Raw genomic sequence first — 20,564 nt, 5'->3', positions numbered from 1 at the left:
GGTCGAGCGTCGTTAGCCGCTGGGGGAAGCACCGGGCAAGATTACCTAGTATTTCTAGGAGGTAAACGATGAAAAAACTGCTTGCTTTTGCGTTAAGCATAGCTATGCTGGCGACTCTGTTCGTCGGAGTAACTTTTGCTGCTACCCCAACTGCTACCCTACAGGTAACCCAGACAGGCACCGCTGCCTTAAACGCCGATATCATCCTACAGGGCGCATTGCTCCCCGTAGGCGGTGTTGGTGCAACTCTTCCTACTGCGATGTACAGTGTTATTGTGCAGCGTCGGCCGATTGGTGGAGCATGGGGGGCATTTGCCACAATTGCTACCGCCGTACAGACGCCTGCGAACCGCTCTTTCCATGCAGCTATTCGCTTGACTGGACATGGCGACTATCGCGTTATTGTAGCGGACAGCGCCGGAGCAGCGCTCAACGCCACCGGTGGCATTGCTACCCCGATCCTTGTCCACACTATTGGCACGGTCGCACGCTCAGCCCTAGCCGTAACTCCCACCGTCCCGTCGGTTGTGTGGCGTCTTGACAACGCGCTCGACATTCCAATGACTGTAACGCGTGTTGTTGGCGGAACGACAACGCATGTCCCCCTAAGTGACCTGCAAATCGTGGCTGCAACCTTTAACGGTCTCCCTGTGGCAGCAATCGGCCCAGTATCAACCGTTACGGGCAATATCCGGCAGTTTACGGTCACGAATCCTACCCCGGCTGTAACCAGCGGCACGATTAGTTTTACGGTACGTCACACTGACGACAACTGGGAAGGAGTCGCCCATATCACCGTTGCGCCGCGCGCTGCCTTTAACGCCAGCGTAATGTGGATACCTGATCCACCGGTTGCGCATCAGCCGCTGACCATACTCCTAACCTCAGCTTTCGATGCAGCAGGTCTAGGCATTGGTGCAGGCGTTGGCGGGGTGTCCCCGACATTCGCGTACACTCGCACGACTTTTGCGGGCCCAATTGCCGCTACAACTGCTCTGGTCGATCATGGCTCCCGCACAGTCACCCCGAACGCTCCTGGCGTGATTACCGTAACGGTAGAGTTCTACAGTGCGGCACATGCCCTTGTGGGGACTGTAACACGCGAAATCACCGTACCGCTCCACCGCATCACTGTCCCGGTGACTGCTCATCGGAGAGGCGACGTAGTTGCCCTGAGCGCCATCATCACCGATGCACTCGGCAACCGCATTAACAACGCTGAAGTGACCTTCACCGCAGTTCCTGCTGCTGGTCAGCCCGCCATGTTCCGCCGTAGGCTGGCAACTGCAGGCACGTTTGAGGACGCGGCTGCTGCTGGTAACAGCATTGTGATGCGCGGCGGCACCCCGCTAGGACACGGCCAAAGCGTAGTCAACGGTGAGTACTCCGTTGAAGTGACCCTCAACTCTATCGGTCAAATCGACATCTCTGTCAGAGACCTAGTGTGGGATGCTGAAGCAACGGCATTCGTGTATGCTCCTGGCCCAGAGAGACTGCAAGCGATTGCTGTTACGGCAACCGCTGGCTACACCGTCACTTTGGCCCATACCCTGCTTGCAGGTGGCGCTGCTGAAGCCGTACCGGTAACAGTAACCGGTCTTGCCGCAGGCGTAACCCCGAGCTTCTTCATCGGCACAACGCCAGTCACCGCAGTACCTACCGCAACTCCGAACGTATGGAACGTATCGCTGTCGGCAGCAGCCGCAGGCACGTTCACGATCACTGCCGCGAACAATGCTGTGTTGGCTGATGCCACAATAATTGGCACCACCACCATTACCGCCGTTGCTCCGGTTGTCGCCGTGACTCCCGCTGGCGGCAGACTCACTGCTGAGTTCCGCGATGTCATTACCGTGACCGTAACCGACCCGCGGACTAACGTACCAGTAGCCCGCGCTATCACCGTGGCTCCTCGGAACATCACCGCCCCTAACGGTGCAGCTCTTCCGACAACCACCATCGCCTCTATTGAGCAGCGCGCTGTAGCTACACCGACTCCTGCTTGGGGCGCGTATGTTGCAGCTACTTCTGCTAGCGCACAGCAATACCAGATTTTAGCTCACACTGCGGCACTATCGGTTGGTGGCGTAGCACAGGCTCCGCAGGTACGCATTACCGTAGCCGGCGCCCCTCCGACTGACCTCACCTTGCATGCAGCCACTTTGGTTGTCGGCCCAGCTAGCCTCGTGCGTGACAGCAGCGGTACAGTTACCGTTCGCTTGAACAACGCGCACGGCGTTGCTCTGACCGGTAGGGCTGTGAGTGTGACGGTTCCAGCTAATGTAGCTGGTGGCACAACCACGTTTAGCCCTGTCATCCCGACCGGTGGCATACTTGAGGTGGTTGTAGTCCCGTCGTTCCCGACAACCGGCGTAATGCCTGCCTCCGAGATTGGAATCTCGGTTACTCCTGACCGTGCAGTAGCCACTGCACTAACCGCAACGATTCCTGTTGTGGCTCCCCCGGCTCCTCCACGCGACACCGCTCGCCCAACCATCGAAGTAACTGCTCCTTCCGTAACAACCGACGCTAACGCGATGATCACCATCGTGGCTCGCGACAACGTTGCGGTTACCGGCATAATCTTCGAGGGCGCACCCGTGGCGATGTTCCCAGGCGCAACCGTAACGATTATGCGCACCGTTGCCTTGCGCGAAGGCCTCAACTCCTTCACCCTCTCTGTCACCGACGCAGCTGGCAACGTAACTGACCGCATCATCGTCATTGACCGCAGAATCCCCGCTCCGGTAGCGCACACCATTACCATCGGCAGAGCTAACCCTGCTATCGGCCTCGATGTGCCCGCTAACGTGCGCAACGGCCGCCTCATGGTGCCCTTCCGCTGGTTCGGTGAGCGCATCTTAAACGCCACCGTCGACTTCAGAGTTGTCGGCGCCGCTGAGATCGTCACCCTCCACCGCGGCAACATGCATGTTGAGCTCACCCTCAATAGCACCATTGCCAAGGTAAACGGAGTCCCGGTAGCCCTCGATGTAGCTCCGTTCGCCACCGGCGGCCGCACCTTGGTGCCTGCCCGCTTCTTGGCTGAGACCTTCGGCTATATCGTGAACTGGAACCCCGTCAACGACGAAGTAACCTTTACCGTAAGGCCATAAGGTAGCGCTTCAAAAGAGGAGGCCCCCGCGAGGGGGTCTCCTTTTTGCACTCTGGGTTAGGGCAGGGCGGTTGCTGCTTCGTTACTCAGTTCTAGCGGATTATTTGCATAACACAAGGAATTAAGCGTATCGGCGCGAATAACAGTAAGCGAGGGGAGTGTTTGTGATGAGAAGACTATCAAGAGTTCTAATCGCCAGCATCGCACTGGTATTATTGCTGGCAAGTTTCTTGTGGCAACCTAGGGCCACGGCTAGCAGCCTCTATAGCGTACTAACACAGGTCATGGATATGTTGCAAAGGGAATACTGGAGAGACATCGACGGCAAGACCTTAGTCCAGGGAGCCCTGCAAGGCATCGTTAACGCTCTAGATGACGAACATGCCTATTACATACCACCAGAGGTTTACGGGCTGTTGTTGTCGCAAGTAACAAGGACGCAACCAGGGATAGGTGTCAAGATTGAAATCGCTCCAGACGGAGCCAAGATAGCGCAGTTGTACAGGGCTAGCCCTGCCCTATCCGCAGGCCTAAAGATTGGCGACGTGATTACCGCTGTGGACGGGAGGGCTATTAAGGGTCTGGGCATTGCGCAGGTGATGAGCCAACTAGACGGCGAGGTAAATACCCTAGTTCGGCTCACCTATTACAGCGGTGATCCCGCTAGCGTCCAAACAGTCTCGCTGACTCGCCAGTGGGTGACCCCGCCCTCCGCTGCTTGGGGAGTGCACCAAGGCTATGGCTATATTAGAATTCTTACCTTCGGCGAGCACCTTGCCGCTGACGTAAAAGACGCTCTAGAGGCCCTGAAGGACACCCCTGGGATCATTCTCGATTTACGAGATTGCCAAGGCGGCTCTATGCAATCGCTTATGGCTGTCACACAGTACTTTGTGCCACAAGGTTTAATGGGTTTTGTCGAAAGCCGCGGCCAAAGGCAACCCTTACGGAGCCCCGGGCCTGGTCCTGCCAAACCGTTTGTCGCCCTTGTCAACGCAGGCACAGCCAGCGCTGCGGAGATACTAGCCGCAGGCATGAAGTATAGCGGCACTTTGCTTGTGGGGGAGATTACCTATGGCAAGGGTACAGCTCAACGCTGGCACGACCTCGGCCCCGAGTTAGGGGGCATTATCTACACCGTAGGCAATTACCTAGATATTACTGGAGCACGTATCGATGGGCGGGGACTCACTCCAAATGTCATCGTCGGGAATACGTTTACACGCATGCCGCAAGCTGCCGAGCGCGTTTCCGAGGAGTCCACATTGCGGTATGGCACCAAGAGCGCTGAAGTGGTGAAATTGCAGAAAGGCCTGCGGCTCCTTGGCTACTATGTGGGTGAGATCACCGGCATATACGACACCAATACGGCCAGCGCGGTTAGTCGATTCCAGCAGCGAGAGGGGCTCGCAGCAGATGGCGTTGCAGCGGTAGAGGACATCCGTCTGCTCAACCAGAGGTTACATGTTCCTCCAAGCATAGTCGATAACCAACTAGATCGTGCTGTCAACATCCTTAGGAACCCCCCGCGAAGGCCATGAAGCAGTGCGCTCCCCGAGCGACGAGCGACTAACGACAAGCGACCACACTCTCCATTACAAACAGGAAAACCCCCTGCGCTTCGCGAATTGACTAGCGAAAGAAAGCGACAGGGGGGTTTTCCTTTATGAAGACCATGATTAGACTGCGCATGAGCAATCACGACGCGCATTACGGCGGCAACTTAGTGGACGGCGCGCGCATAATGGCGCTGTTTGGCGACCTAGCGACCGAGCTCCTCATCCGCCACGACGGAGACGAGGGGCTGTTTGTGGCCTACGACAGCGTGGAGTTTAAGGCTCCAACCTACGCCGGAGACTATATCGAAGCGCACGGGGAGATTACTAAGGTAGGCAATACCAGTCGCAAGATGACGTTCGCCGCCTACAAAGTAATCCGCGCGCTTAACGACCCCGCCAACCCTTCTGCCGCCGAAGTGCTGCCCGAACCGCTGTTAGTGTGCCGCGCGAGTGGGACGTGTGTCGTTCCCGCTGCGAAGCAGCGGGGGAGAGTGTAGGTGGCTATCCGCTTTCCGCTATCCGCTGATCTGGAGGGTGCCGAGCTGTAGGATGAATAGGGGGAAACCACGTGGGTTTTGAGTTGATGAACAGACTCGAGGTTTTGTCTAGAGCGCATGGTTTGGTGATGCAGGTATATAGAGCCACCGAGAGTTTCCCCAAGGCCGAGCAGTTTGGGATTGTGAGTCAGATACGAAGGGCGGCTGTGTCGATACCAACCAACATCTGTGAAGGGAAGGGACGGGGAAGCGACTTGGAGTTCCTGCGGTTCCTTGCTATTGCCAGGGCATCTTTGCTTGAGGTGCGCTACCTAACCTTATTAAGTAAGGACTTGGGATATTGGGGTCCCGACACGTATCGCAAAATTGAAAGTGACCTAGATGACATCGCCTCGATGATTAGTAAGATGAATACAGCTGTTAGGAGGACGCTGAGCGAGCAACGCAGCGTTCGCACGAACCAATTAAGCGGAAAGCGGACAGCGGAAAGCCCCAGAAGGAGGTTTCCCACATGACTAAACTCATCATCACCGCCGCTTTAGTCGGCGCAGAAGTTACCCGCGCGCAAACCCCATACCTACCCCTTACTCCGGCGGAGATCGCCGAGGAGGCGTATCGCTCTTGGCAAGCCGGTGCGTCAATAGCACATATTCACGTGCGCGACAAAGACGGTAAGCCTTCACAGGACCCGGAGATTTTCCGCGAGACGATGCGCCTGATGCGCGAGAAGTGCGATCTAATCGTGCAGCTCTCTACCGGCGGGGCGGTGACGGCGAAAATCGAGGAGCGCATCGCGCCGATTACCCTGAGGCCCGAGATGGCCACGCTTACCGCGGGCACCTGCAACTTTGGCGACGATGTCTTTATGAACTCGCCGCAGTACATGGAGCGCATCGCAAAAGCGCTGCAGGAGCACGGCGTTAAACCCGAGGTCGAGGTCCTTGAAACAGGCATGATTCAAAACGCACTTGCTCTGCTTAAAAAAGGCCTGCTAAGTGAACCGCTCCACTTTGACTTGGTGCTAGGTGTGCCCGGTGCCATGCCCGGTACGGCCAAGAACCTAATGCACTTGGTGGAAAGCCTGCCTGCGGGTGCCACTTGGACCGTCGCCGGCATCGGGCGCGCCGAGCTGCCGCTAGCCGTAATGGCCATTGTCCTGGGCGGGCACGTGCGCGTTGGCTTTGAGGACAACATCTATTACTCAAAAGGTGTGCTCGCCAAGAGCAACGCCGAACTTGTGGCGCGCATAGTGCGCATTGCCCGCGAGTGCGGCCGCGAAATAGCGACGCCAACTGAGGCGAGGGAGATGCTTGGGATAGCCGCCAGGCGCCAGCCGCCAGCCTCCAGGAGTAGTGTATGACGGGAGGACACGAAACGCTACTAGTGTGGCAGAAGGCGCACGCATTTGTTCTTGACGCCTACAAGATTACAGCGAACTTCCCGCGCGACGAGTTATACGGCTTGACCTCGCAGATAAGGCGCGCTGCTGTGTCCGTGCCGACCAACATTGCGGAGGGGAAGAACAGGGGATCCGACGCAGACTACGCTAGGTTTCTTTACATATCTCGCGCTTCTTGTGGTGAACTAGAGTACCTGCTATTGCTGGCTAAAGATCTCGGCTTGCTCCCCGAGCAGGAATATCGTAGGCTTGACGCGGAAGCGCGCACGGTCTCCAGAATGCTAAATGGACTACTTAAAGCGTTAGCTTCGCCTCCGACGGTCGTTCCTAGGGCTGGCGCCCGGCGGCTGGCGGCTGGCAGCAAATCCAACAGGAGGATGGTCACAAATGAGGAGTAAAGTTACATCACCCTCACATGCCCTCGCTTCGCTGCAGGACGGCATGTCAGTAATGATCGGCGGCTTCTTGTGCGTAGGGACGCCGGAAGGGCTAGTAGATGAGGTGCTGGCGAAGGGCAGCAAAGACTTAACCGTCATCGGCAACGACACCGGCTTTCCTGAGCGGGGCATAGGTAAGCTGATTGTCGCCAAGCGCGTAAAGAAGGCCATGGCCTCGCATATCGGCACGAACCCCGAGACCGGCAGGCAGATGCACTCAGGCGAAACCGAGGTCGTGCTTGTGCCGCAGGGTACACTCGCCGAGCAGGTGCGCGCGGCAGGCGCGGGTCTAGGCGGAGTCCTCACCCCCACCGGGGTAGGCACCGTAGTAGAAGAAGGCAAGCAGAAACTGACGATAGAAGGCAAAGAGTACCTGCTCGAACTGCCGCTTCACGCCGACTTTGCGTTGATTAAAGCATACAAGGCCGACGAGAAGGGCAACCTCGTTTACCGCCGCGCGGCGCGCAACTTTAACCCCCTGATGGCCATGGCGGCCAAGGTTGTTGTCGCCGAAGCAGAAGAAATAGTCCCCGTCGGCGCTATCGACCCCGACGAAGTAATGACGCCGGGGTTGTTTGTGACGTATGTGGTGCGAGCGGGGAGTTAGCTTCCAGCCGCCAGGCGCCAGCCACCGGCCGCCAGCTTTGGGCCGTGAGCTTTGAGCTTTGAGCCCACTAAGTGCTAAGTGCCAAGTGCAAAGTGCGAAATCCACCATCCCCACACGAAACGGAGGAACGTCCATGAGCAAAGACATCAAACGCGAGCGCATCGCGCGCCGCGTCGGCCTTGAACTTTCAGACGGTATGGTAGTGAACTTAGGGATTGGCATGCCGACCATGGTAGCTAACTTCTTGCCCCCCGGGGTAGACGTGTTGTTCCAGTCGGAGAATGGGTTTGTGGGGTTGGGGAAGGCTCCGGATGTAGGGACGGAGGACCGCGACACCACAAACGCCGGTGGGCAGCCGGTGACGATTGTCCCGGGCGGAGCCTGCTTTGACAGCGCCATGTCGTTTGCCATTATCCGCGGCGGGCACGTCGATGTGACGGTGCTCGGCGCGCTTGAGGTAGACGAGCGCGGCAACCTCGCCAACTGGATGGTGCCCGGCAAAATTGTGCCCGGCATGGGTGGGGCGATGGATTTAACCGTTGGCGCGCGCAAAGTAATTGTGGCGATGGAGCACACGGCCAAGGGCGCACCGAAAATTCTGCCGCTGTGCACGCTGCCCCTCACGGCCAAGGAGCAGGTAGACTTAATCGTCACCGAGATGGCCGTGATTGAGGTTACGCCGATGGGATTGGTGCTTAAAGAAGTGGCACCAGATACCACGATTGAAGCAGTGGTAGCGGCAACCGGGGCCAATCTAGTCGTCAGCGACGTCGCGGTGATGCCTTTTTAAGCCGCCGGCCGCCAGGCGCCAGCCACCAGCAGAGAGGAGGCTTTACGCTGTCCGCTTTCCGCTATCCACAAGGGACAAGCGACAAGCGACAAGCGACCGACGCATTTCCCCAAGGGACAAGCGACCGACGCATTTCCCCAAGGGACAAGTGACAAGCGACAAGCGACAAGCCACATTCACACAAGGAGGACTCCGCATGAAATTCTTTCTCGACACCGCTAACATAGACGAGATTCGCCGCTCTGTTAAACTCGGCGTTATCGCCGGCATAACCACGAACCCCACGCTTATCGCCAAAGAAGGCCGCGAGTTTTTCCCGACCATCAAAGAGATTTGCGCCCTTTGCCCCGGCCCTGTCAGCGCCGAAGCCATTAGCCTAGACGTAGAGGGTATGCTTAGAGAAGCGCGGGAGCTCGCGGCGCTCGCCCCAAACGTAGTAGTGAAAATCCCCATGACCGAAGCCGGGCTAGAAGCCGTGCACACCTTAGCGCAGGAGGGGATCAAGACAAACGTCACGCTTATCTTTACCGCCAATCAAGCCCTGCTCGCCGCCCGTGCCGGTGCAAGCTTCGTCTCGCCTTTTGTCGGGCGCTTAGACGACATCTCCACCCCCGGCATGCAGGTCGTACGCGACATCGCCGAAATCTTTGCCATCCACAACATCACAACCGAGATTATTGCCGCCTCTATCCGCCACCCGCAGCACGTGCACGAAGCCGCCCTCGCCGGCGCCCACATCGCCACCGTCCCCGCTAGCGTTATCAAGCAGATGGCGAGGCACCCGCTTACCGATGCGGGGATTGAGAGGTTCCTTGACGATTGGCGCAAGGTGGGTAAGTAGGGGTAGCACTTGGCACTTGGCACTTCGTAGAAGAATATGACGACGCGATGCTGGAACGACCTTGCTAGGAAGGAGCAGTGAGATGGCGGGGTTTGAGCAACTTAAGGTGTGGCAGGAAGCGCGGAGATTAGCAGGAGATGTGTACCGCCTCACTGACTCGTTCCCACTAAAAGAGCAGTACGGTATAACGTCTCAGGTTAGGCGTGCAGCGGTGTCGGTAATGTCGAATATTGCTGAAGGGCACGGAAGACACAGCAGGCCGGAGCTGTTACGGTTTCTGTACGTTTCGAAGGGCTCACTGATGGAAGTAAGAAGTCTCGTAACGCTGTCCAAAGACCTAGGGTTTCTTACCGGAGAACAGTCAGAACGCCTCCGCGATACGTGCAACACCGTAGGAGCGATGCTGAGCGGATTAATAGAAGCTACTAAACGCCAGATCAGAGTAGCGCGGCACGCCACGCTCCCATAGGTACTTTCTACTTGCGCATAGCCAAGCTCCAACTCTCCTAAGTGCAAAGTGCGAAGTGCTAAGTGCGAATCCACCAAGCAAGGAGGAACCCCCATGGAACGCGAACTCGCTCTCGAATTCGTCCGCGTCACCGAAGCTGCCGCTATCGCTAGTGGCCGCTTAATGGGCCGCGGGATGAAGGACGCTGCGGATAAAGCGGCGGTAGACGCCATGCGCGCTATGCTCGACACGGTGCAGATTAAGGGCACGGTCGTCATCGGCGAAGGCGAAATGGACGAAGCGCCCATGCTCTATATCGGCGAGCAGGTAGGCGGTGCGCAATTTCCGGAGGTAGATATTGCGGTAGACCCGTTAGAAGGCACAAGCTTGGTGGCGAAGGGCCTGCCAAACGCAATTTCCGTTTTGGCCGTTGCGCCAAAGGGAGGCCTCCTACATGCGCCGGATATGTATATGGACAAGATTGCGGTCGGGCCGGAAGCTAAGGGCTGCATAGATATAGAGGCGCCGATTGCCGATAATCTGGCACGTATAGCGCAGGCTAAAGGCGTTAAAGTAGAAGACCTTACTGTCGTTATTTTAGACCGCGAGCGCCATGCCGCGATAATCAGGGCGGTAAGGGAAGCCGGGGCGCGCATTAAACTAATTAGCGACGGCGACGTGGCTCCGGCCGTGGCTACGGCTTTTGGACAAAGCGGCGTGGATGTGCTGTTAGGCATCGGCGGCGCACCGGAGGGTGTGCTCGCGGCCGCGGCGCTTAAGTGTTTGGGCGGCGAGATGCAGGGGCGGCTCGTGCCGGGCAGTCAGCAAGAAGTAGAGCGTGCGCGCGCGATGGGCCTTAAAGATATTTCTGGCGTGCTGACGCAAAACGACTTAGTCAAGAGCGCCGACGTAATTTTCGCCGCCACCGGCATTACCGACGGCGACCTCCTGCGCGGCGTGCGCTACAGCGGCCCTAAAGCCACCACGCACTCGATTGTCATGCGCTCTAAGACTGGCACCGTCCGCCTGGTAGAAGCCACCCACGTCCTCGAACGCAAAACCTTCCTAAAGCGTAGTTGATGTAGGGACGTGCGTTCCGCACGTCCGCGGACGGAAGCAAAAGGGACGGAGCTTTTTGCTTCACAAGCGACACGCCCCACACTCGTTCCCACACTCATTCCTACACTTTTTTCACAATTACCGCTCCAATGCGCGGCAAATGCAGGATATACTAAAACCATCCTATGAAAGAGGTGAAGTCAGTGAAAAGAATACTGCTACTAGTCGTTGTGCTGGCGTTAGCAGCTCAAGTAGCCGCAGCGGCCACTCCACAACCCCAAGCGCCGCGCCCCGGCGCAGGAAACGGCATGGGTCTAGGCTTTGGCCAAATCCGTGCTGGGCTAAATGCACCTCCCCAAGCAGGCCAATTACGCAAGCGCGTAGGCCAAGCTGCCGACCAAGCTAAAGAACGCTTTGCCAAGTGCAAAGAACTAGCCGAAACTGACCCGGAAGCGCTTAAGGCACGCATGCTAGAGCGTCACGATGCCATGGTAGCTCGCGCAGAAGAGACATTAGCCAACAAGGCTAACCTCCCCGCCAAAATTGTGGCCGACCTAAAGGCAGCTCAGGCACGTATACTAGCCGAGGCTACCGAAAGAGCTAAGAGCGCAACCGACCAAGAGGCAGCAGCGAAGCGCCTAGCCGCACTGCAGGAGCGCCAGGCCCGCGTCCTAGCCGCCACCGAGAAGAACGCCGCACAGATAGCCGAAAGAATGATCAAGCATGCCGAGACTGTCCTCGCGAACGCAGCAGAGATTCGCGCCCGCATTGAAGCCGGCGAAGGGCTAGACATTATCCGTGAGAACGCGCAGCGCCGCATCGGGCAAATGCGCCAGCGCAGGCAAAACAAGCAGAACGCAGGGCAATAGACCTGCCGCCAGGCGCCGGCCGCCGGCCGCCGGGAGGGCTTTGACTAGTGGGCGTAGGGACGTGCCTCTGGCACGTCCGCGGACGTGCGAAACGCACGTCCCTACGTCGTTGTGGAGAGCGTGCGTGCTCTCCCTCTACCAGGAGCCAGGAGCCAGCGGCCCCCTCGTTCTACTAAGTGCTAAGTGCCAAGTGCTAGTGAATTTGCGTGTTCATGCAAATTCATGAACTGCGCCCCACACAGCCCACAGACCGTCGCGCACGAGGTGGTACAAGATATGCGCAAGATTCACGTGGTTGAAGACGAACAGGGAGTACGCGAGCTCCTAATGCGGTACCTCGAGCATGAGGGGTACCGCGTTTTTCCACATGCCAGTGGCGAAGGCGTCCTAGAGGCGATTGCGCAACACGGCGCAGACTTAATCGTGCTGGACATCATGCTCCCCGGGATAGACGGGCTCGAGCTCTGCAAACGCATACGCGCCAAGCATTCCACCCCTATCATTTTTGTCTCGGCGCGCAGCGAAGAGTTCGACCGCATTTTGGGGATTGAGCTTGGCGGCGACGACTATCTTGTAAAGCCGTTTAGCCCGCGCGAGCTTTTGGCCCGCATAAAGGCTATTTTTCGGCGCATCGAACAGCAAGGCTCGGAGCCGGGCACGACCCAGCACCTTGACCTCACGCTTGACCTTGCCGCCCGTGTTGCGCGGGTAGACGGAGTTACCCTCGAATTAACGAACAAGGAGTTTGAGCTCCTCAAGTACTTAATCGAGAACAAGGGGCGCGCCTTTACGCGGGAGCAGCTTCTGACGGCGGTGTGGGGGTACTCGTATGTAGGAGACAGCCGCTCCGTCGACGACTTGGTGCGGCGCATTCGCAAGAAGCTCGACGGCGTCTCGGCAGTGGAAGTGACGACCGTGTGGGGCTACGGGTATAGGGTCAATGCGTAGACTCAGCCTGGCGCAGAAAATCGCACTGACGAATACGGTGTTTGCGCTGCTAGCTTGCCTGATGCTCGCCTTAAGCGCCAACGTCATGCTGCGGCGCTACTTGATTCAGAGCGCGCAGACTGAACTCCACCGCGTCGCCACCATAATGGCAGGCACACTTGACGCGCCTATGCCCATGCATGGGGTGATGCGCTTTCGGGCGGCGCACCGCATGGTGGGGGCTGAGCTGGTGTGGGTGTCGCTGCAGGGGCGCATTCTGGCCAGCAGCAGTGTGGCTTTTCCTGTGGGGGCATTTGTTAACGTGCCCCTTAAAGACTTGGCACGCATGACGCGGGCAGAGCGCTGGCATCTGCAAACCGACGAGCACGTCTACGCTTTGGCGGAACTGCCGGGTACGCGCGGTTTTCTGATGGCCGTAGCACCTCTACGAGAACTGCGGGCGATTACGGCCGGCATTATGTCCATATTTATTCCGATTTCTGTTGTGGTTGTGTTGGCGGGGACATTGCTTGGGAGCTTCTGGACAGGCAAGATTTCAAAGCCGGTGCAAAGCTTAGCCTCTGCTGCACATCAAGTAGCTAACGGCAATTACCGCGCTGTCCCGCGTCTGGCGGGGGACGACGAGATTGCCGAGCTTTCGCATGCGCTCTATGCCATGGCCTTGCAGCTGCAGGCGGGCGAAGAGGCGCAGCGCGAGTTTGTGCAAAACGCCAGCCACGAACTAAAAACACCCCTGATGAACATTCAGGGGTATGCCGAGGCGCTAAAGGACGGCATCTACAGCGGAGACGAAGCGGCCAAGTGCCTAGACGTCATCGCGCGCGAAACAGTGAGGATGCAGAAGCTTGTCAACGACATGATCTATCTTTCTACCATTACCTCGCGCCCGGAGCGGTTAGTAAAAGAAGACGTGCGTCTCTGCGACTTGTTTGGCGCGGCCGAGGAATCGACGCGTGGCATTGTGGTTGAGGCAGGGCGCGAGCTTTTGGTAACCGAACCGCCCGATATTGTGCTCGCCGGAGACTTCGACAAGCTAGTGCGCGCGCTGACGAACCTTATAGCCAACGCTACTCGCTACGCGCGGCAAAGAATTGAGCTCTCCGCGGGTGTAAAAGGCAGTGCGGTGACTATCACTGTGCGTGATGACGGCCCCGGCATAGACCCCGCGCTAGGGGAGCAGGCTTTCGAGCGCTTTAGTCGCGGCGAAGGCGGGCAGACAGGGCTCGGATTAGCGATTGTCAAGGCCATCGTCGTTAGCCACAGCGGCACTATCACGGTAACCAACGACCACGGCGCCGTGTTCACAATCACCCTGCGGGTGTGAGAAGCAAAAGGGACGGAGCCTTTTGCTTCACAATGTCGCGCTCCTCCGTCCCTCAACGACATCCCTCCGCGTGGGCCCTTACGTCGGCCAAAACTTGTTCCCAGCGGTGTACCCAGGTGTGCTCGCAGAGCAGGCGTTCGCGGGCGTTTTGGGCTACTTGGGCGAGCTCGACTGGGCGGGACAAATAGTAGCGTAGCTTTTCTACCAGCTCCGGCAGGGAGCTAAATCCGATAATCTCTCTCTCATAAGCAAAGTATTTCTCCATTTCGGGGAACACCTGCGTAAAAACCGGCGTGCCGCAGGCGACCGCTTCAAACAGGCCTACTTTGACGTTGGTGTAACCGGCGACGGTCTGCGCAAATGAAACGTATGCTTTGCCGCTGTTTAAGGCGCGCACTTGCTCATCGCCGTTTACTTGGCGGCCGCGCGGCAGTATGCCCCAGCGACGCCACCCCTTGCCGTATAGGCCGACCCTAAAGTGCTTGTCCAACTCGGCGACCACGGGCAGGCGGTCGGCGCGGGCGTGCCCTACGATAATTACATCGTACTTGCGCTTGACATCCGGCAGCGGGCGGTGAAACCCCGCAGAGGCGGCAAACGGCAGCAGTCTGGCCTTAACCCCGATCTGGGCATAATCCTGAATCGACGCGGCTGCATTAGTGTAGTATAGGTCAAAGAGATTAGCGTAGAGCTTGCCTTGTGCGGCAAAGACATCAGGGTCTGACAACGCAATTCCCACGGTGACGATGCCCTGCGCGCGTAGCTCTAGGTGCATACTAGGCGTTAGGCTCATCGCGCCGGCGTTGCAGACGACGACAGCGGGCTCAAAAGACGCGACAACCTCGCGCACGCGGTCATCCCGCAGCCAATTTACGCTGTGAAAGTGCGGGTCGGCATCTTTGGCCACCCACGGCGAGGGCTGGCCAGTGTACAGTCGAGTATCGACAAGCTTGGCCTCGCACATAGTGGCGAGGTCTTTGGCCATTAGAGCGACAATATCGTTTTCGCCCATCCAGTAGCTGCCGAAGTGAAGGACTTTCATGGGGATCGCCTTTTGTGTGAAGCAAAAAGCTCCGTCCCTTTTGCTTCATCTGCCACAATCTTGCGGAGGAGATTCTCGAGCTTTTCGGTCAGGCGCTGTGCCTCGCGCGCCTCTCTGCGAGTGCCTGCCTGCAAAGCACGCGCTAAAGACTTTCGAGCACGGCGCCACAGCCGCTCGAGGTCATCCGCTGCTTTGGGCGGTACAGCCTGTCGCGTGCCTGTAGTAACCAGAACCGCTGCCTCGCGCAGGTCATACTGCTCGCCACAGCTCGGCACGAGGGCTCTCAGCCCCAGTTCAGCGTGCAGCAGCGCGGCGAACTCGGCTCTTGGGGTCGCCTCACCGTGTGTAATAAAGACGGCCTGCGGCTGATTCTTTATGCCGCTCACCCATTTGAAGAGCCCTGCCCGGTCTGCATGCGCCGACAGGCCCTCAATGCTATGGATGTTAGCGCGCACGGCTATTTCCTCGCCCAAAATGTTAATCTTGTTTGCTCCGTCCTTGATGCGCCTGCCTAACGTGCCCTCGGCTTGGTAGCCGACAAACAGAATATGCGCGCCTTCACGCCACAGACTGTGCTTTAGGTGGTGTTTAATGCGACCGGCCTCACACATGCCGCTAGCGGAGATAATGACGCAGGTCTCGGTCGACTCGTTTAGCGCTTTGCTCTCTTCCACCGTGCGCGTAAAGCGGAGCCCGGGGTAATCAAAGGGGGACATGTTGCGCTTAAGCAGCGCACGCGTTTCCTCATCGTAATCCTCTTGGTACTGGCGAAAGACCAGAGTTGCGGATATAGCCAGCGGGCTGTCAATATACACCGGTATGAGAGGAATCTGCCCGTCGCGGTACAGACCATTTATTTCGTACAGCACGTCTTGCGTCCTGCCGACGGCAAAGGCCGGAATAATCACTTTTTCGCGGTCTTTAACAGCCAGCAAAATAATGTCGCGGATTTTTTCGCGGCGCTTCTCGGTCTCTTCGTGCAGGCGATTGCCGTAAGTGGCCTCCATGACCAGATAATCTGCTGATTCAACTATCGTCGGGTCGGCAACAATAGGCCTGCCCTCTTCCCCAAGGTCGCCGGAGAACACAAGTTTTCGCTCGCGGCCTTCCTCGCGCACATAGAGCTCAATAATGCTCGAACCCAAAATGTGCCCGGCGTCAAGAAAGCGCACGGTTATGTGGGGCGCGACTTCGCGGGAGGCGCCGTAACTCACGCCCGCAAAGCGCTCTAGGCAGCGTTCGGCGTCCTCTAGTGTGTAGAGGGGTTCTACGTCCACAGAACCGGCGCGCTTGCCCTTGCGGTTCAGCCACTCTGCTTCAGATTCTTGGATATGGGCGGAGTCCCTCAGCATAAGTTGAGCGAGGCTGACGCTAGCTCGCGTGGTAATTATCTGGCCTGCGAAACCGTCTTTAACTAATTTTGGCAGAAGGCCGCTGTGGTCGATGTGAGCGTGGGTCAGCAGCACGCCATCAAGCGACTGTGGCGCAAAAGGAAAAGGTTCCTCATTGCGCGATCTCTCGTCCTTGCCTCCTTGAAACATGCCACAGTCAATAAGCAGCCGCGTTCCGCCTGCCTCAAGCAAGTAGCATGACCCGGTGACCGTGTCACAGCCACCGACAAAAGTTAACCTCATGTCGCAATCCTCCGTCCCTCAAAGACATTTCTCCGTCCCTCTTGACGCATACCTCGCCTCTAGTCAGGTAAGAATAGAGAAGAACTTGCCCGTACTTTTAGGCGAGGTGACAACAAATTGTCGAGTTCACACTTGCGTAGGGTATTAGCTTGCTCGGTTTTTGTGGCGCTTAGCAGCGTTTTGCCACTGTCTGCACTGGCGCCGGAATACAGCACGGCTTACTTGGTGATTTACGACCAAGACTTGTCCGCTGTACAAGCCCCAACCCCTGCGAGCGAGGCACCGACTACCACCACTACCCCCATGACCACCATTACCACCATTACCCCTACTACGCCTACTGCGCCCACTACGCCTACGAGTCCCTCCCAGAGCAAACCCACCCCAGAACCGGCAGCCGGTGTAGGCGGCCCGTCACCGCTGACGCATGTGGTGGCGCGCGGAGACACTCTGTCCGGCATTGCGGCGCGGTATAACACGACCGTACAGCGCATCAGGGCGCTCAATTCGCTGACAAACCCCCACATGCTGCGCCCTGGTCAGACGCTTCTTTTAGTGGAGAAGCCGCCTGAGCCGCGCCGGCATAGAGTACGTTCGGGTGAAAACCTCTCTCTTATTGCCGCTAACCACGGCGTCACGGTGGCGGCCATCGTTGATCTAAACGACCTCAGGGAGGTCGATCACTTAAGTATCGGGCAAGTTCTGAACATCCCGGCGGCGGCAGCGGTAACAGGGCAGGCGCGCAGCCCAAGTAGCGCCTCCGGCATGATTTGGCCGGTTACTGGCCAGATTACGAGCTATTTTGGTCCGCGCTGGGGCACGCGCCACACCGGGCTTGATATTGCCGCCCCGACAGGCACCGAGATTCGCGCCGTGCGCGCCGGGCGGGTAGAAAAGGCCGGCTGGTGGGGCGGGTACGGCAACTGCGTGATTATTAACCACGGCAACGGGGTAAGAACGCTTTACGCCCACGCCTCGCGCCTGCTAGTTAAGCGCGGCGACCGCGTAGTGCAGGGACAAGTGATAGCGCGCGTGGGCAGCACCGGAAACTCGACCGGGCCGCATGTGCACTTCGAAGTGCGTGTGGACGACCGCTTTAAGGACCCGCTTAATTTTCTTCCATAGCTTAGCGACCCAAGCAACCGAGCGGAGCGGGCAGCTAGCGCACGGAAACCCCGGTTTCCCGCACCGCCTGCAATAAGCTCCGCATGCCCAGAAGCTCTCCCTTAGCCTCGGGCAGTAGCCCAAGATACAAGTCAGGGTCGATGTTAAGGTTGCGAAACTGCACCTGGTTGACGCCGGTCTCCCGGACAAACCGCTGCAGAGCCGCAACCTCTTCGCTGCGGTCCGATACGCCGGGCATAACAAGAAGATTAAGCGAGACATACACGCCGCGGCTTCGCGCATACTTGATGCCCTGCACCACGTCGTCAAGGTCGTAGCTTTGCTGCCGGTAGTAGGGGTCGTAATACTCCGGACGCGGGGAGTTTAAGCTTACGCGCAGCGAGTCGATGCCTGCATCTACGACTTCGCGCAGGCCGGCAAAATTTCCTGCATTGGTGTTCATATTTATGCGGCCGAGCTTAGTTTGCCCGCGAACCGCACACACAATTTTAGCGGCTAGCGTGCTCTCAAGCAGCGGCTCACCCTCGCACCCTTGGCCGAAACTAACGGTGTCGCCTCCGCCTGTCAGATGCCCGACGGCCAAGGCCGCCGCTTCATCTGCGGTGGGAACAAAGTCGATGCGCGCCTGCGGGGCTGGACAGCACTCGGATGCCTGCAGTGAGATGCAGCCGACGCAGTTTGCGTTGCAGCGGGGCGAGATAGGGAGCCCGGCCTCAAACCGGCGATACAGCATGTTTTGCGCGGTAAAACAGCCGTAGCTCTCTGCACAGTGGATAAGCTGCGCCAGAACGCGGTTAGAGCCAAACTCCTTTCGGCGCTTAGCGATAAGCTCTGCCAGCTCGGGGGTGTTAAACAGGCTTGGGTCCCACCGCGTAAGGTCGTTGCTAGCAGCAGCTGGCACGGCCGCCACATAGAACCGCCCGCGCGACCAGGCCACGCCTGTGTAACCAAACAGGGGAAGTGTTTCCTGCGTTTTGCGATACCCCGGGAGGAGCGTGCGCAAATAACCCTGCGGCAGCAGGGCGGCAACGGCCTGGGCACCCATGCGCGCATAGGGCACGATGCGCCCGCGGCGGTCGATGGCCGCCGCCTCTCTTCCCGGCAGCACGACAAAACTCGCTCCCGGCGGCAGGGGAATCATGTCTTCTTGCTCTGGCTCGACAAGCATACCGCCTGTACGCATGACGGCACCGTAGTTTTCGTCCTCAAAGACTTGACCGTGTTTATCGGCGTAGATAAGCTTAAACATAAGCACACCTACCCCTGCCCTAAGCCTAACATGTAGAGCAACATGTAGGCCGGCAGTCGGAAGTAGCGCGCGGAATTAGCGTATGGTCCGTAGTCTAGGCTACTTTTGGTGACAAAGAAGCAAGGGGTGTCGGGGTGAAGCTTAGCAAACTCAAGCAACGGGTCGCTGCCGAGAATCTCCGGGCGCTCGCGAAACTTAAGCTGCGCGGCTAAGGCCGGCCGCTCCGGCAGCATAACCGCCATGCTCAGTTCTAGGCCGCGGCGCGGCGTGCGCCAATAGCCGATTACCGCGCGGCTAAAGTGTGTGCTAAGATGGCGAAACAGGCATCCCTCAGCCAACGACGCCAGATAGTTTGGGTCAGATAAGCAGTCCTCACCGCGCAGAAGCACCGCATTGCGCAACGCCGCATCGGCGACGTAGTATTTGCTGCGCGACTTAGGCACGCGATGGCTCAAGTGGTCTACTTGGTGGGCAGGCAAAATAAGCTGCGCGGACTCAAGCGCGTGCAAGTAGCTAGAAAGGGTTACGCGCGAAAGCTGCAGGCTCCGGGCCATGGCCTCCTGCCCTAAGCTCTCCCCCGCATGCACACACAGGTAGACAAATACTTTCTCGAGGTCGCGCACGTTGCGAATGCCTGCGTTACGGGCTATGTCGTGCCGGAGCACGCGGTCAACGCACTGCTCGCGCAGGAGTTCGTGTGCGAGGGCGGTATCGTCTAGCAGAGCAGTCTCGGGGTAGCCGCCTTGCAGCAGGTAACGCAGGAAGTGCGGCTCAAGCATCGCCAGTGAGTGCAGGAGTTGCTGCTGTGATGTGCGCGGCAGTGCGGGGAGCTCTAGGAGCGCGCATGGCACGGAAGGCGCCATGCCCCGCATATGAGCGTACTCCGCAAACGAAAGCGGCGGGACGGCAATCGTTGTGAAACCCCCGTATTGGAGCGAGGCTTCGGCAGAGACACTTCCACATGCGGCGATGCGGTAATTAGGCCAGAGCAAAGCGGTATGCTTTAGCCAGGCCGACCAGTCCTCGGCATGTGTGATTTCGTCCAGAAGTAGCACGCCCTGCTCGGCACCGCCGAGAATCTGCGTGCGGTAGATTTCAATTAGGCGGTTAAGTGGCGTCAATTCAAGTACGGGGTGGTCTAGGGGGACATAAAGCAGCTGGTAGGGGGCGAGGCCGTCGGCAAGCAGCGCTTCTGCTAGTTGCCGGAGTATAGTTGTCTTGCCGACGCGGTGCGAGCCGCTAAGAAATACGGGGCGGCGAACCTGTGCCTGTGTGAGTAGGCGCCACGTGCGGTGAAACGCAGTGCGCCTGAACGCGGGTGGGGGATTAGCCCAACCGCCGCTACGCCACCACGGGTTAAAGCCGCGCAGTACCTGGAGTACCTGGGTGTCCTCCAGAAAGCTCACGATAATCAGCTCCCTAGCCAAGTTTCTTGCTATATTGTATAGTACAACATGCAAGAATGGCAAGTGGGGCGGGACAAGAGTGGTTCCGCGGGCGACGGCGGCAGCTGACTGGGTGTCATTTGCGCCAATTCGACAAGTTGCGAGCCTTTTTGTGTCGAATCTTGTCTAGTGCGCTTACATCTGTCATTTCCCGGGCAATAATGGCGAAAGAAAGA

The 20,564-nt window shown here is 58.2% G+C and carries 19 protein-coding genes; 15 read left to right on the top strand and 4 right to left on the bottom strand.

What is annotated here, in order from left to right:
- The first annotated feature begins 68 nt into the window (after positions 1–68).
- The 14 genes from KGZ66_00210 to KGZ66_00145 all read left to right on the top strand — a co-directional run bounded on the left by KGZ66_00210 (position 69) and on the right by KGZ66_00145 (position 13,893).
- Positions 69–3,116, top strand: a complete 3,048-nt coding sequence (locus KGZ66_00210) for a copper amine oxidase N-terminal domain-containing protein (GenBank protein MBS3984019.1) — start codon at positions 69–71, stop codon at positions 3,114–3,116.
- A gap of 166 nt (positions 3,117–3,282) precedes the next feature.
- On the top strand, positions 3,283–4,656 hold the full coding sequence (locus KGZ66_00205) for a peptidoglycan-binding protein (protein ID MBS3984018.1): 1,374 nt from the start codon (positions 3,283–3,285) through the stop codon (positions 4,654–4,656).
- Between the two features lie 125 nt (positions 4,657–4,781).
- A complete protein-coding gene (locus KGZ66_00200) occupies positions 4,782–5,171 on the top strand; it encodes a 3-aminobutyryl-CoA ammonia lyase (protein MBS3984017.1) in 390 nt (129 codons plus the stop codon).
- A 71-nt stretch (positions 5,172–5,242) separates the two neighbouring features.
- The gene (locus KGZ66_00195; protein ID MBS3984016.1) at positions 5,243–5,686 is read left to right on the top strand and encodes a four helix bundle protein; all 444 of its coding nucleotides are present in this window, start codon (positions 5,243–5,245) and stop codon (positions 5,684–5,686) included.
- Entirely contained in the window at positions 5,683–6,531 is an 849-nt protein-coding gene (locus tag KGZ66_00190; GenBank protein ID MBS3984015.1) for a 3-keto-5-aminohexanoate cleavage protein, read from the top strand. Before KGZ66_00195 ends, KGZ66_00190 begins: the two co-directional genes overlap by 4 nt.
- The gene (locus KGZ66_00185) at positions 6,528–6,968 is read left to right on the top strand and encodes a four helix bundle protein (GenBank protein ID MBS3984014.1); all 441 of its coding nucleotides are present in this window, start codon (positions 6,528–6,530) and stop codon (positions 6,966–6,968) included. The genes KGZ66_00190 and KGZ66_00185 overlap by 4 nt, the downstream gene beginning before the upstream one ends.
- On the top strand, positions 6,958–7,614 hold the full coding sequence (atoD, locus tag KGZ66_00180; protein MBS3984013.1) for an acetate CoA-transferase subunit alpha: 657 nt from the start codon (positions 6,958–6,960) through the stop codon (positions 7,612–7,614). The genes KGZ66_00185 and atoD overlap by 11 nt, the downstream gene beginning before the upstream one ends.
- A gap of 133 nt (positions 7,615–7,747) precedes the next feature.
- Complete coding sequence (locus KGZ66_00175) at positions 7,748–8,404, top strand: 3-oxoacid CoA-transferase subunit B (protein ID MBS3984012.1); 657 nt, start codon at positions 7,748–7,750, stop codon at positions 8,402–8,404.
- A gap of 196 nt (positions 8,405–8,600) precedes the next feature.
- Positions 8,601–9,245 (top strand): fructose-6-phosphate aldolase, encoded by a 645-nt coding sequence (gene fsa, locus KGZ66_00170; GenBank protein MBS3984011.1) that lies wholly within the window; start codon positions 8,601–8,603, stop codon positions 9,243–9,245.
- Positions 9,246–9,327: 82 nt separating this feature from the next.
- The gene (locus KGZ66_00165; GenBank protein MBS3984010.1) at positions 9,328–9,714 is read left to right on the top strand and encodes a four helix bundle protein; all 387 of its coding nucleotides are present in this window, start codon (positions 9,328–9,330) and stop codon (positions 9,712–9,714) included.
- A 93-nt stretch (positions 9,715–9,807) separates the two neighbouring features.
- The gene (glpX, locus tag KGZ66_00160) at positions 9,808–10,773 is read left to right on the top strand and encodes a class II fructose-bisphosphatase (GenBank protein MBS3984009.1); all 966 of its coding nucleotides are present in this window, start codon (positions 9,808–9,810) and stop codon (positions 10,771–10,773) included.
- Between the two features lie 182 nt (positions 10,774–10,955).
- Positions 10,956–11,621, top strand: coding sequence for a hypothetical protein (locus tag KGZ66_00155; GenBank protein MBS3984008.1), 666 nt, complete (start codon positions 10,956–10,958; stop codon positions 11,619–11,621).
- Positions 11,622–11,897: 276 nt separating this feature from the next.
- Positions 11,898–12,569, top strand: a complete 672-nt coding sequence (locus tag KGZ66_00150) for a response regulator transcription factor (protein MBS3984007.1) — start codon at positions 11,898–11,900, stop codon at positions 12,567–12,569.
- A complete protein-coding gene (locus KGZ66_00145) occupies positions 12,562–13,893 on the top strand; it encodes a HAMP domain-containing histidine kinase (GenBank protein MBS3984006.1) in 1,332 nt (443 codons plus the stop codon). Before KGZ66_00150 ends, KGZ66_00145 begins: the two co-directional genes overlap by 8 nt.
- A gap of 52 nt (positions 13,894–13,945) precedes the next feature.
- On the opposite strand, the gene KGZ66_00140 is transcribed toward KGZ66_00145, so the two are convergent.
- Together KGZ66_00140 and KGZ66_00135 are read right to left on the bottom strand one after the other, a co-directional pair.
- Positions 13,946–14,935, bottom strand: a complete 990-nt coding sequence (locus KGZ66_00140) for a glycosyltransferase (GenBank protein ID MBS3984005.1) — start codon at positions 14,933–14,935, stop codon at positions 13,946–13,948.
- On the bottom strand, positions 14,932–16,569 hold the full coding sequence (locus tag KGZ66_00135; protein MBS3984004.1) for an MBL fold metallo-hydrolase: 1,638 nt from the start codon (positions 16,567–16,569) through the stop codon (positions 14,932–14,934). The genes KGZ66_00140 and KGZ66_00135 overlap by 4 nt, the downstream gene beginning before the upstream one ends.
- A gap of 117 nt (positions 16,570–16,686) precedes the next feature.
- Here KGZ66_00135 and KGZ66_00130 point away from each other — a divergent pair, with 117 nt between their 5' ends.
- Positions 16,687–17,694: a M23 family metallopeptidase gene (locus KGZ66_00130; GenBank protein ID MBS3984003.1), complete on the top strand. Its 1,008-nt coding sequence runs from the start codon at positions 16,687–16,689 to the stop codon at positions 17,692–17,694.
- A 34-nt stretch (positions 17,695–17,728) separates the two neighbouring features.
- On the opposite strand, the gene KGZ66_00125 is transcribed toward KGZ66_00130, so the two are convergent.
- Positions 17,729–18,943: a radical SAM protein gene (locus KGZ66_00125; protein ID MBS3984002.1), complete on the bottom strand. Its 1,215-nt coding sequence runs from the start codon at positions 18,941–18,943 to the stop codon at positions 17,729–17,731.
- A gap of 8 nt (positions 18,944–18,951) precedes the next feature.
- Complete coding sequence (locus tag KGZ66_00120; GenBank protein MBS3984001.1) at positions 18,952–20,349, bottom strand: ATP-binding protein; 1,398 nt, start codon at positions 20,347–20,349, stop codon at positions 18,952–18,954.
- Between the last annotated feature and the right edge of the window lie 215 nt (positions 20,350–20,564).

This window comes from Selenomonadales bacterium (assembly GCA_018335585.1).
In the GTDB taxonomy this organism is placed as follows: domain Bacteria; phylum Bacillota; class UBA994; order UBA994; family UBA994; genus UBA994.
The sequence above is the reverse complement of the archived record's forward strand: the minus strand, read 5'-3'. Positions and strand labels throughout refer to the sequence as shown.